The following is a 12,208-nucleotide window of genomic DNA, read 5'->3' as shown; positions in this document are numbered from 1 at the left end:
ACGAGGAATATCCATGCAAGTTTCTGTTGAAAATACTACTGCTATCGAGCGTCGCCTGAGCATCACCGTGCCGGCTGAGCGTATCGAGACTGCGGTCAACAAGCGTCTGCAGCAGACTGCCCAGAAGGCCAAGATCGCTGGTTTCCGTCCAGGCAAAGTGCCGATGAGCGAAATCAAGCGTCGTTTTGGTGCCGATGCGCGCCAGGAAGCTGTCGGCGACGTGATCCAGGCTTCTTTCTACGAAGCAGTGGTTGAGCAAAAGCTGAACCCGGCTGGTTCGCCGTCGATCGAGCCCAAGTCCCTGGAAGCGGGCAAGGATCTGGAATACGTTGCAACCTTCGAAGTGTTCCCAGAGTTTGAAGTGGCCGGTTTTGAAGGCATCGAAATCGAGCGCCTGAGCGCCGAAGTCGCTGATTCGGACCTGGACAACATGCTGGAAATCCTGCGCAAGCAGAACACCCGTTTCGAAGTGGCCGAGCGTGCCGCCCAGAACGAAGACCAGCTGAACATCGATTTCGTTGGCAAGGTTGACGGCGAAGTATTCGCTGGCGGCTCCGCCAAGGGCACTCAACTGGTGCTGGGTTCCAACCGCATGATCCCGGGCTTCGAAGACGGCCTGGTTGGCGCCAAGGCCGGTGAAGAACGCGTTCTGAACCTGGAATTCCCGGCTGACTACCAGAACCTGGACCTGGCCGGCAAGGCCGCCGAGTTCACCGTGACCGTCAACAGCGTTTCCGAGCCTAAGCTGCCTGAGCTGAACGAAGAATTCTTCGCTCAATTCGGTATCAAGGAAACCGGGATCGAAGGCTTCCGCACCGAAGTTCGCAAGAACATGGAGCGCGAGCTGCGCCAGGCCATCAAGTCCAAGGTCAAGAACCAGGTCATGGACGGTCTGCTGGCCGCCAACCCGATCGAAGTGCCGAAGGCCCTGCTGTCCAACGAAGTGGATCGCCTGCGCGTCCAAGCGGTCCAGCAGTTTGGTGGCAATATCAAGCCTGACCAGCTGCCGGCCGAGCTGTTCGAAGAGCAAGCCAAGCGCCGCGTCGTGCTGGGCCTGATCGTGGCTGAAGTGGTCAAGCAGTTCGACCTCAAGCCTGACGAAGACCGCGTTCGCGAAATGATCCAGGAAATGGCTTCGGCCTACCAGGAGCCTGAGCAGGTCGTGTCCTGGTACTACAAGAACGACCAGCAGCTGAACGAAGTACGTTCGGTTGTGCTGGAAGAACAAGTTGTGGATACTGTTCTGCAGAAGGCTAAGGTGACCGATAAAGCGGTCTCTTACGAAGAAGCAGTCAAGCCGGCGGAAGCAGCACAAGCCGACTGATTGTCCAACTCGTTGGAAATTCAACCATAAGCCAGCCTCGCGCTGGCTTATGCGTTTTCAAGACATGACTATTTGGGAGTAACTGCAGAGCATGTTCCGTAATTCCTATATTCAGCAGAACTCTGATATCCAGGCCGCTGGCGGCCTGGTCCCGATGGTTGTCGAGCAGTCCGCTCGTGGCGAACGCGCCTACGACATCTACTCGCGCCTGCTCAAGGAGCGAGTGATCTTTCTGGTGGGCCCGGTAGAGGACTACATGGCCAACCTGATCTGTGCGCAGCTGCTGTTCCTTGAAGCGGAAAACCCGGACAAGGACATCCATCTCTACATCAACTCCCCAGGCGGTTCGGTAACGGCGGGCATGTCGATCTACGACACCATGCAGTTCATCAAGCCCAATGTTTCGACGACCTGCATTGGCCAGGCGTGCAGCATGGGCGCGTTCCTGCTGACCGCGGGTGCCGAAGGCAAGCGTTACTGCCTGCCGAATTCGCGCGTTATGATTCACCAGCCACTGGGCGGTTTCCAGGGCCAGGCGTCGGATATCGAAATCCACGCCAAGGAAATCCTGTTTATTCGCGAGCGCCTCAACACGCTGATGGCCAAGCACAGCGGGCACACCCTGGAAGAAATCGAGCGCGATACCAACCGCGACAACTTCATGAGCGCCGAAGCCGCACGTGAATACGGGTTGATCGACGCAGTAATCAGCCAGCGCCCCGCTTAATATAAGCTGCTCAAAATAGGGCTGGTCGGCATGTCCGACCACTGGCGGGCTTGAAAAAGCCCGCATAAGCCTTCATCTTGTGTTGCAAGCCTATCGGATTTGGATCGAACGAATGACTGACACCCGCAACGGCGAGGACAACGGCAAGCTGCTTTATTGCTCCTTCTGTGGCAAAAGCCAGCATGAAGTACGCAAGTTGATTGCCGGCCCCTCGGTCTTTATCTGCGACGAGTGCGTCGACCTGTGCAATGACATCATCCGTGAGGAGGTGCAGGAAGCCCAGGCCGAAAGCAGCGCGCATAAATTGCCTTCGCCTAAAGAAATCAGCGGCATCCTTGACCAGTACGTGATTGGTCAAGAGCGTGCAAAGAAGGTTCTGGCCGTAGCGGTGTACAACCACTACAAGCGTTTGAACCAGCGTGACAAGAAAGGCGACGAAGTCGAACTCGGCAAGAGCAACATCTTGCTGATCGGTCCTACAGGCTCGGGTAAAACCCTGCTTGCAGAAACCCTCGCTCGCCTGCTGAACGTTCCCTTCACCATCGCCGACGCCACCACCCTCACCGAGGCTGGCTACGTGGGCGAGGATGTCGAGAACATCATTCAGAAACTGCTGCAGAAATGCGACTACGACGTAGAGAAGGCCCAGATGGGTATTGTCTACATCGACGAAATCGACAAGATCTCGCGCAAGTCGGACAACCCGTCGATCACCCGGGACGTTTCCGGTGAAGGCGTGCAGCAAGCCCTGTTGAAGCTGATCGAAGGCACGGTGGCTTCCGTACCGCCACAAGGCGGCCGCAAGCACCCGCAACAGGAATTCCTGCAGGTCGATACGCGCAACATCCTGTTTATCTGTGGTGGCGCCTTCTCCGGTCTGGAGAAAGTTATCCAGCAGCGCTCGACGCGCGGCGGCATTGGTTTCAGTGCGGAAGTGCGCAGCAAGGAAGAAGGCAAGAAGGTGGGCGAGTCCCTGCGTGAAGTCGAGCCTGACGATCTGGTCAAGTTCGGTCTGATCCCGGAATTCGTCGGTCGTCTGCCGGTCCTGGCCACGTTGGACGAGCTGGATGAGGCGGCTTTGATCCAGATCCTCACCGAGCCGAAAAACGCCCTGACCAAGCAATACGCCAAGTTGTTCGAGATGGAAGGCGTGGACCTCGAGTTCCGTACCGATGCACTCAAGTCAGTGGCCAAGCGGGCACTGGAGCGCAAGACCGGTGCACGTGGCCTGCGTTCGATCCTTGAAGGCGTGTTGCTCGACACCATGTACGAAATCCCCTCGCAGTCCGAGGTGAGTAAAGTGGTGATCGACGAAAGCGTCATAGAAGGTAAGTCCAAGCCACTGTATATCTACGAAAACAGTGAGCCGGCTGCCAAGGCTGCGCCAGACGCGTAAGCGTTTCGCAGGTTCGGTATAAACAAGGGGCCTTCAGGGCCCCTTTGTTTTTTCGGCGTTTTTTACGCCCGAGTGTTTACTGCGTTTAACTGCTGGCAATAAGCTTGTTTTTTTCGCAAGCAGCCCCCATCTTGGTTTCATGTTTATTTTTCAACTGTCATAGAGGCGAAATCATGAAGACAACCATTGAATTGCCTCTCCTGCCGTTGCGTGATGTCGTCGTCTATCCGCACATGGTTATCCCGCTGTTCGTGGGGCGCGAGAAGTCTATCGAAGCCCTCGAGGCCGCGATGACGGGCGACAAGCAAATCCTGCTGTTGGCCCAGAGAAATCCTGCTGACGATGATCCAGGCGAAGATGCCCTGTATCGCGTCGGTACCGTTGCCACCGTGCTGCAACTGCTCAAGCTGCCTGATGGCACCGTCAAGGTGCTGGTGGAAGGCGAGCAACGCGGTGCGGTCGAGCGCTTCATGGAGGTGGATGGCCACCTGCGCGCCGAAGTGGCGCTGATCGACGAAGTCGAAGCCCCTGAGCGCGAGTCCGAAGTCTTTGTACGCAGCCTGCTCTCGCAGTTCGAGCAGTATGTGCAGTTGGGCAAGAAGGTCCCGGCTGAAGTCCTGTCTTCCCTCAACAGCATTGATGAGCCCGGTCGCCTGGTTGATACCATGGCGGCGCACATGGCGCTGAAAATCGAGCAGAAGCAAGACATCCTCGAGATCATCGATCTGCCTGCGCGTGTTGAACACGTGCTGGCGCTGCTGGATGCGGAAATTGACCTGTTGCAGGTCGAAAAGCGCATCCGCGGCCGAGTGAAGAAACAAATGGAGCGCAGCCAGCGCGAGTACTACCTGAACGAGCAGATGAAGGCCATTCAGAAGGAACTCGGCGACAGCGAGGAAGGCCACAACGAGATCGAAGAGCTGAAAAAGCGCATCGATGCCGCCGGCCTGCCCAAAGACGCCCTGGCCAAAGCCACCGCCGAGCTGAACAAGCTCAAGCAAATGTCGCCGATGTCGGCCGAAGCCACCGTGGTGCGCTCCTACATCGACTGGCTGGTGCAGGTGCCGTGGAAGGCCCAGACCAAAGTGCGCCTGGACCTGGCCCGTGCCGAAGAAATCCTCGATGCCGACCATTATGGTCTTGAAGAGGTCAAGGAACGCATCCTCGAATACCTCGCTGTGCAAAAGCGCGTGAAGAAGATTCGCGGTCCGGTGTTGTGCCTGGTCGGTCCGCCTGGCGTTGGTAAAACCTCCCTGGCCGAGTCGATTGCCAGTGCAACCAACCGCAAGTTCGTGCGCATGGCGCTGGGTGGCGTGCGTGACGAGGCGGAAATTCGTGGTCACCGCCGGACGTACATCGGTTCGATGCCAGGAAGATTGATTCAAAAGATGACCAAAGTCGGCGTGCGCAACCCGCTGTTCCTGCTCGATGAAATCGACAAGATGGGCAGCGACATGCGGGGCGATCCGGCATCGGCCTTGCTCGAAGTGCTCGACCCCGAGCAGAACCACAATTTCAACGACCATTACCTGGAAGTCGATTACGACCTCTCCGATGTAATGTTCCTGTGCACCTCCAACTCCATGAACATCCCGCCGGCGTTGCTGGACCGGATGGAAGTGATTCGTCTGCCGGGTTACACCGAAGACGAGAAGATCAACATCGCCGTCAAGTACCTCGCACCCAAGCAGATTTCGGCCAACGGTCTGAAGAAGGGCGAGATCGAAATTGACGTCGAAGCGATCCGCGACATCGTCCGTTACTACACCCGCGAGGCCGGTGTACGGGGCCTGGAGCGCCAGATCGCGAAGATCTGCCGCAAAGCGGTCAAGGAGCATTCGCTGGAAAAACGCTTCTCGGTGAAGGTGGTTGCCGACTCCCTGGAACACTTCCTGGGCGTGAAGAAATTCCGCTACGGGCTGGCCGAACAGCAGGATCAGGTCGGGCAGGTGACAGGGCTGGCGTGGACTCAGGTGGGCGGCGAATTGCTGACCATCGAAGCCGCGGTCATCCCAGGCAAAGGCCAACTGATCAAGACCGGTTCGTTGGGTGACGTGATGGTCGAATCCATCACCGCCGCGCAGACGGTGGTGCGCAGCCGCGCCCGGAGCCTGGGGATTCCCCTGGACTTCCACGAGAAGCACGACACCCACATCCATATGCCGGAAGGCGCGACGCCCAAAGACGGCCCCAGCGCCGGCGTGGGCATGTGCACGGCCCTGGTGTCGGCATTGACCGGCATTCCGGTGCGCGCCGATGTCGCAATGACCGGGGAAATTACCCTGCGTGGCCAGGTATTGGCGATTGGCGGCCTGAAAGAGAAATTGCTCGCCGCACACCGTGGCGGTATCAAGACGGTGATCATTCCGGAAGAGAATGTTCGCGACTTGAAGGAAATTCCTGACAATATCAAGCAGGATCTTCAGATTAAACCGGTTAAATGGATTGACGAGGTCCTGCAAATTGCGCTGCAATACGCGCCGGAGCCCTTGCCGGATGTGGCTCCGGAGATTGTCGCGAAAGATGAAAAACGCGAGTCTGATTCCAAGGAAAGAATTAGCACGCATTAATGCGAATAAGCCTGGGGGCTTCCTTGACAGCTTTTTAGAGCCCTTGTTATAAAGCGGCTCTTAAGTGTCTGTAGGCCATTCAGCACTGGTTTTTGCTTTTACCAAAAAACTTAGAATTATACTCAATAGATATATAAGGGGACTTAGAGTGAACAAGTCGGAACTGATTGATGCTATCGCTGCATCCGCTGATATCCCGAAAGCTGCTGCCGGCCGTGCGCTGGATGCAGTAATCGAATCCGTCACTGGCGCTCTGAAGGCCGGCGACTCCGTGGTACTGGTAGGCTTCGGTACGTTCTCTGTGACCGATCGCCCAGCTCGCACTGGCCGTAACCCACAGACTGGCAAAGCACTGCAAATCGCTGCTGCCAAGAAACCAGGTTTCAAAGCCGGCAAAGCCCTGAAAGAAGCTGTTAACTAAGCTCCGATCAAGCCTTTACCTACCCGGGTCGAACGCAGGTTCGGCTTGGCAGCGGAGCGGCAGCCGACCCATGTATCCATCGGGTCGCCACGCCGGGGGTGTGGGTTCAAACCCCCGTCCGCTCCGCCAGTTACGAGAAGGCGCATCCTCGGATGCGCCTTTCTTCTATCCGGACTCTACCCACGCTCCACGGTTGCCTATTTTTGAAGTTCAACCGTTTCTGGGGGACGCATGCTGCAAAATATCAGGGACAATTCACAAGGCTGGATTGCCAAGACCATCATCGGGATCATCGTCGCATTGATGGCGTTCACCGGTATCGAAGCCATTTTCCAGGCTTCGGGTAACAGTAAGCAGGACGTGGCCAAGGTCAATGGTGAGGCAATCACCCAGACCGAACTGAGCCAGGCTGTCGACATGCAACGTCGCCAGTTGATGCAACAGCTGGGCAAGGATTTCGATGCTTCCCTGCTGGACGAAAAACTGCTGCGCGAGGCGGCCCTAAAAAGCCTGATCGATCGCAAGCTGCTGCTGCAAGGTGCCACCGATTCCAAGTTTGGCTTCTCTGAAGCCGCGCTGGACCAAGTGATCCTGCAGACGCCGGAATTCCAGGTGGAAGGCAAATTCAACGCCGAACGCTTTGACCAGGTAATTCGTCAACTGGGCTACAGCCGTCTGCAATTCCGTCAGATGCTGACCCAGGAAATGCTGATCGGCCAGGTTCGCGCAGGCATCGCCGGCAGCGGTTTCGTGACCGACGCCGAAGTACTGGCATTCGCCCGTCTGGAAAAACAGACCCGCGATTTCGCCACGGTCAACATCAAGGCCAACCCTGCGGCGGTGAAACTCACCGACGACGAGGTCAAGGCTTACTACGACCAGCACGCCAAAGAGTTCATGACCCCTGATCAAGTGGTCATCGACTACCTGGAACTGAAGAAGTCGTCCTTCTTCGACCAGGTCAGCGTCAAGGACGAGGAGCTGCAGGCTGCCTATCAGAAAGAAACCGCCAACCTCGCTGAACAGCGTCGCGCGGCGCACATCCTGATCGAAGTCAACGACAAGGTCAGCGACGCGCAAGCCAAGGCCAAGATCGAAGAAATCCAGGCGCGCCTGGCCAAGGGCGAGAAGTTCGAAGCCCTGGCCAAGGAGTTCTCCCAGGATCCAGGTTCGGCCAACACGGGCGGCGATCTGGGCTTTGCCGGCCCTGGCGTGTACGACCCGGACTTCGAAACCGCCTTGTACGCGTTGAACAAGGACCAGGTTTCGGCGCCGGTGCGCAGCACCTTCGGTTGGCACCTGATCAAGCTGTTGGGCGTTGAAGCACCGCAAGTGCCGACGTTCGCCAGCCTGAAGGACAAGCTGACCAAGGAGCTCAAGACCCAGCAGGTCGAGCAGCGTTTTGTCGAAGCGACCAAGCAATTGGAAGATGCGGCATTCGAAGCGTCCGACCTGGCCCAGCCGGCCTCCGACCTGAAGCTGACCGTGCACACCTCCGCGCCGTTTGGCCGTGAAGGTGGCGAAGGTGTTGCGGCCAACCGTGCCGTGGTCACTGCTGCGTTCAGCCCGGAAGTGCTCAATGAGGGTGCCAATAGCAGCGCCATCGAGCTGGACCCGGAAACCATCATCGTGCTGCGTGCCAAAGAGCACCGCAAACCTGCGCAACTGCCGCTGGAGAGCGTGTCCGCGGCGATTCGCACGCAGATGGCCAAGGAACGCGCCAGCGCAGCTGCCAAGACCCACGCCGACGAGTTGATCGCCAGCCTGCGTGATGGCAAGACCCCGCTCAACCAGCCGGTAGACGGTCAGGCGTGGAAGGTCACTGAAGCGGCTACCCGTAGCCAGGAAGCGATCGACCCTGCCGTGTTGCAAGCCCTGTTCCGCATGCCCAAGCCTGCGGCCAAGGACAAGCCGACCTTCACCACCGTGACCCTGGCTGACGGCAGCCTGGTGATCGTGCGCTTGAACGGTGTCAACGAAGCCGCTGCCCCGACGGACGAAGAAAAGGCGCAATACCGCCGCTTCCTCGCTTCCCGTATCGGCCAGCAGGATTTCGCGGCCTACCGCAAGCAGTTGGAAACCAAGGCTGACATCAAGAAGTACTGATGTCGGTCTGAACAAAAAAGCCCCCGGCCTGAAAAGCCCGGGGGCTTTTTTGTTGCGCTAGACTGGGCATTCACTGTCGCCGATGAAGGAGTCTCACGCGTGTTCGAGCCAGGCATGGAGGGTTGGGTGATCCGTCGCGCCACCGTGGCGGATGCCCCTGCGGTGTTGCAGGTATTTGACGGGGTGATCGCCTGGTTCGTCGGCATGGGCAATAACGCTCAATGGGGCACGCAGCCCTGGTCGGCTTTGCCTCGGCGGGTAGCGCAGGTGACGGATGCCTGCGCGATGCCGGATGCGTGGGTAGTCGAGGCACCGGAAGGGCGGATCCTGGCGGCACTCGTGCTGGGCGAGCCTATGCCTTACGTGCCGGCGGCGACCGGGCCGGAAGTCTATGTGCGATTGCTGATCGCTGCGCGAGAGGCGCGTGCACGCGGCCTTGGTCGGCGGCTGTTGGCCTTCGCCGATGAGCGCGCCCGCGCTGCCAGGGTGACGCGCCTGCGCGTGGACTGCTACGCCGGCGGCACGGGGGATCTGGTGCGTTTTTACGAGTCCTGCGGGTATGAGCGCCTTTCAACCTTCGATCTGGAGGGATGGCCGGGCCAGTTGCTGGGGCGCAATCTGTAACGCGCCGGCCAGCGCCAGCAGCATCAGCAGCGCGACCGCGCAGGCAAACGCGCTGACGCCCCAACCCTGGAGCAACACACCACCCGCCAGACCGCCGCCTGCTATGCCCAGGTTCCAGACCGTCACCAGCATCGATTGCGCAGCGTCCGCCGACGCGCCCGCCGATTTGGCCAGCGCCGTTTGCAGCAGCGCAGGCAGCCCGCCGAAGGCCAGCCCCCACACAGCCACCGCCAGGTAGATGACCACCGGCACGCTCATCCAGAACGCCAGCGCCAAGGCGACCAGGCCAAACAGCGCGCAACTGATCAGCAGCAGTGCGCGCAACCAGCGATCAATCAGCACGCCGGCCAGCCAGATGCTCAGCAAGGCGGCGAAGCCGAACACCAGCAGGACCTGGTCGACATCGACAGCAATGCCCGCCGGCACCAGCAGCGGTGCGATATAGGTGTAGAGAATGTTGTGGGCCAGCACGTAGGTGAAGGTCACCCACAGCACCGGACGAATGCCCGGCAAGCGCAGGACTTGCCGCAACCCGAGGCGTTTTCCGGCGGGTTCACCCGGGAAGTCCGCAAGCTGCCAGCGCGCCCAGATCAGCAGCACCAGCGTCAGCCCGGTCATGATCGCGAAACTCAGGCGCCAGCCAACCGCGGCACCCAGGAAGGTGCCTGCAGGCACACCCAATGACAGCGCCAACGGCGCGCCCAGCATGGCCACCGCAATCGCCCGCCCTTGCAAGTGTGGCGCAACCATCCGGCTGGCATAACCGGCCAGCAGTGCCCAGAGCAGTCCGGCAAATACACCGGCGAAAAAGCGTGCCACCAGGGTCAGCCCATAATGGTTGGAAAGCGCGGTCACGCTGTTGACCAGCGCAAAGCCGCCGATGGCGACCAGTAACAGGGGGCGACGGCGCCAGCTTCGGGTGAGCAGCGTCAGCGGGATGGCTGCCATCAGTGACCCGAGGGCGTAAAGCGTGACCAACTGGCCGATCAACGCGGGCGACACACCCAGGCCGTCGCTCATCTGCGGCAGGAGCCCGGCGGGCATGGCTTCGGTGAGGATAGTGATAAAGCCGGCACTGGCCAGGGCCAGCAAGCCACCCAGTGGCAGTGTTTCAGGCCGCGCTTTAAGTGAAGTATCGGTCAGGGAGGTCATTGCGCTCTTCCATGCAAAAGGTCAAGCAGGCAGGGTACGGGGCTGTGGCTGGCGGAAAAACAGGCTAAGGTGCCGAACATAACGGACACAGGTGTCCGCAATCAACAGGCGTGATCATGGACAGTCTGGGCAGCCTTTCGGTGTTCGTGCAGGTGGCGGACACCCGCAGTTTCACCGCCGCCGGTCGCGTGCTGGGCGTATCGTCGTCGGCCGTGGGCAAAAGCATCGCCCGAATGGAACAGCGCCTGGGCGTGCGCTTGTTTCATCGCAGCACCCGCAGCATCACGCTGACCAGCGAGGGCGCGCTGTTGCTTGAGCGCTCCCGCCGGATTCTGGCCGAAGTCGAGGCCGCGGAGCTGGAGCTGACCGAGGCCAGCGCTATGCCCCGTGGCAAGTTGCGTATCAGCGTGCCGCAGGTGCGTGGCTTGTTGATGCCGGTACTCAGCGAGTTTATGCGCGCCTATCCGGCTGTTGAGTTGGACGTGGATTTTTCCGACCGAATGGTGGATGTCATCGAGGAAGGCTTCGACGCGGTGATTCGCACGGGCAAGCCGGAGGATTCGCGCTTGATGGCCCGCCATCTGGGGCACTACCAATTGGTGCTGGTGGGAACACCCGGCTACTTCCAGCAGTACGGTACCCCGCAGCAACCTCAGCAGTTGAGCGATCACGCTTGCCTGCGCCACAAGTTCTGCGCCACCGGCAAACTGGAGCCGTGGCCGCTACGGCGGGTACCCGGCGCGGCGGAGCCTACGTTGCGTACCTCGCTGGTCAGCACCACTATCGAGTCCCTCAATCATGTGGTGCACGAAGGGCTGGGCATCGCCTGCCTGCCGGACTATATGGTCAACCAGGCCGTGCACGAAGGGCGCCTGCAGAGGGTGCTGGATGACTACATGGAACACCGGGGCAGTTTCTGGATGTTGTGGCCGTCAAGTCGCCATGCCTCGGCCAAACTGCGCGTGTTTATTGATCACATGTGCGCAGGGCTTTTTCCTGCAGGCCCTGTCGCCTGAGGCTGTGACGTTTTACCGACAGGAATGCGCGCGCCAAGGCCTCGTTCTGTTGCACAATACCGCCCGGACCGTTTTCCTCAGGATTTTCAATGTCGACATCATTTCACTTGCGTAGCCTCGGGCTGGCGCTGGTGTTGGCGGGCGCCGCGGGCTGCTCGTCACCCAAGACCGCTATTTATGAACACGAGAATTTCGACGACTCCGGCACGTTCTCGCGCGATTACCCGGTGACTGATGTCGCGGCGTGTGAGGCTGCGCGGCGTGCCTTGCTGAGCCAGGGCTACATCATCACCAGCAGCGATCCAAAGCTGGTCGTGGGTAACAAGAGCTTCCAGCAGACCGGCGAGTCCCACCTGCAAATCAGCTTCAACGTCGTGTGTGCCGATGATGGCAAAGGCACCAACCATTCGACGATGTTTGCCAATGCCTTGCAGGACCGTTATGCGCTGAAGAAGGTCAACAACTCCGCGAGCCTGGGTGTCGGGGTACTGGGTTCGGTATCGATGCCGATCGGATCCACCGACGACTCGATGGTGAAGGTGGCCAGCGAGACCGTTTCGGCGCCGAAATTCTACGATCGTTACTTCGCGTTGGTGGATGTGTTCCTGCCTCAGGAAGTGAAGAAGGCCGAAAATATCCCTGAGAAGCCCAAGGCTGACCTGGGCGTTCCGGAACCCAAGGCTGCCCCGGCTGCCGAGAAGGTCGAGCCGCCGAAGGAAGAGCCTGCGGTACCCAACGCTTCACAACCGGTCACGCCACCTGCCGAGGCCGCGCCGATTGCTCCGCAAGCAGAGCCCGCTCCGCCAGCCACAAATCCGGAACTGGCGCCGCCGACAGAAGCGATTCCGCCCCTGCCGACGCCTGCGCAGTAA

General features: G+C 59.5%; 10 protein-coding genes. 9 read left to right on the top strand and 1 reads right to left on the bottom strand.

Features of this window, described 5'->3' with window-relative positions:
• Positions 1-13 precede the first annotated feature (13 nt).
• From tig to BLL36_RS07850, 7 genes are all read left to right on the top strand, one after another.
• Positions 14-1,324 (top strand): trigger factor, encoded by a 1,311-nt coding sequence (gene tig, locus BLL36_RS07880; protein WP_076950894.1) that lies wholly within the window; start codon positions 14-16, stop codon positions 1,322-1,324.
• A gap of 91 nt (positions 1,325-1,415) precedes the next feature.
• On the top strand, positions 1,416-2,051 hold the full coding sequence (gene clpP / locus BLL36_RS07875) for an ATP-dependent Clp endopeptidase proteolytic subunit ClpP (RefSeq protein ID WP_076950893.1): 636 nt from the start codon (positions 1,416-1,418) through the stop codon (positions 2,049-2,051).
• Between the two features lie 112 nt (positions 2,052-2,163).
• Positions 2,164-3,447, top strand: coding sequence for an ATP-dependent Clp protease ATP-binding subunit ClpX (gene clpX / locus BLL36_RS07870; RefSeq protein ID WP_010209414.1), 1,284 nt, complete (start codon positions 2,164-2,166; stop codon positions 3,445-3,447).
• 173 nt (positions 3,448-3,620) lie between these two features.
• On the top strand, positions 3,621-6,017 hold the full coding sequence (gene lon / locus BLL36_RS07865) for an endopeptidase La (protein ID WP_076950892.1): 2,397 nt from the start codon (positions 3,621-3,623) through the stop codon (positions 6,015-6,017).
• A 148-nt stretch (positions 6,018-6,165) separates the two neighbouring features.
• Positions 6,166-6,438 (top strand): HU family DNA-binding protein, encoded by a 273-nt coding sequence (locus tag BLL36_RS07860; RefSeq protein WP_003174819.1) that lies wholly within the window; start codon positions 6,166-6,168, stop codon positions 6,436-6,438.
• Between the two features lie 231 nt (positions 6,439-6,669).
• Positions 6,670-8,544 carry a SurA N-terminal domain-containing protein gene (locus BLL36_RS07855; RefSeq protein WP_076950891.1) on the top strand — a complete coding sequence of 625 codons (1,875 nt, stop codon included), beginning with the start codon at positions 6,670-6,672 and terminating at the stop codon, positions 8,542-8,544.
• Positions 8,545-8,643: 99 nt separating this feature from the next.
• A complete protein-coding gene (locus BLL36_RS07850) occupies positions 8,644-9,168 on the top strand; it encodes a GNAT family N-acetyltransferase (RefSeq protein WP_083735266.1) in 525 nt (174 codons plus the stop codon).
• Here BLL36_RS07850 and BLL36_RS07845 read toward each other — a convergent pair.
• Positions 9,115-10,320, bottom strand: a complete 1,206-nt coding sequence (locus tag BLL36_RS07845) for an MFS transporter (RefSeq protein WP_076950890.1) — start codon at positions 10,318-10,320, stop codon at positions 9,115-9,117. The genes BLL36_RS07850 and BLL36_RS07845 overlap by 54 nt on opposite strands.
• A gap of 116 nt (positions 10,321-10,436) precedes the next feature.
• Between BLL36_RS07845 and BLL36_RS07840 the strand changes: the two genes are divergently transcribed.
• Positions 10,437-11,336 carry a LysR family transcriptional regulator gene (locus tag BLL36_RS07840; protein ID WP_076950889.1) on the top strand — a complete coding sequence of 300 codons (900 nt, stop codon included), beginning with the start codon at positions 10,437-10,439 and terminating at the stop codon, positions 11,334-11,336.
• A gap of 89 nt (positions 11,337-11,425) precedes the next feature.
• Complete coding sequence (locus BLL36_RS07835; RefSeq protein ID WP_076950888.1) at positions 11,426-12,208, top strand: DUF2242 domain-containing protein; 783 nt, start codon at positions 11,426-11,428, stop codon at positions 12,206-12,208.

The organism is Pseudomonas cedrina subsp. cedrina, from assembly GCF_001983175.1.
GTDB classification, from domain to species: Bacteria; Pseudomonadota; Gammaproteobacteria; order Pseudomonadales; family Pseudomonadaceae; genus Aquipseudomonas; species Aquipseudomonas cedrina.
This window is presented reverse-complemented; position numbering and strand designations above follow the sequence as displayed.

What these genes read in the sequence shown, in the direction of transcription:
- tig (WP_076950894.1), top strand. Translation starts at nt 14, where the DNA reads ATGCAAGTTTCTGTTGAAAATACTACTGCTATCGAGCGTCGCCTGAGC.
- clpP (WP_076950893.1), top strand. Translation starts at nt 1,416, where the DNA reads ATGTTCCGTAATTCCTATATTCAGCAGAACTCTGATATCCAGGCCGCT.
- clpX (WP_010209414.1), top strand. Translation starts at nt 2,164, where the DNA reads ATGACTGACACCCGCAACGGCGAGGACAACGGCAAGCTGCTTTATTGC.
- lon (WP_076950892.1), top strand. Translation starts at nt 3,621, where the DNA reads ATGAAGACAACCATTGAATTGCCTCTCCTGCCGTTGCGTGATGTCGTC.
- BLL36_RS07855 (WP_076950891.1), top strand. Translation starts at nt 6,670, where the DNA reads ATGCTGCAAAATATCAGGGACAATTCACAAGGCTGGATTGCCAAGACC.
- BLL36_RS07845 (WP_076950890.1), bottom strand. Translation starts at nt 10,320, where the DNA reads ATGACCTCCCTGACCGATACTTCACTTAAAGCGCGGCCTGAAACACTG.
- BLL36_RS07840 (WP_076950889.1), top strand. Translation starts at nt 10,437, where the DNA reads ATGGACAGTCTGGGCAGCCTTTCGGTGTTCGTGCAGGTGGCGGACACC.
- BLL36_RS07835 (WP_076950888.1), top strand. Translation starts at nt 11,426, where the DNA reads ATGTCGACATCATTTCACTTGCGTAGCCTCGGGCTGGCGCTGGTGTTG.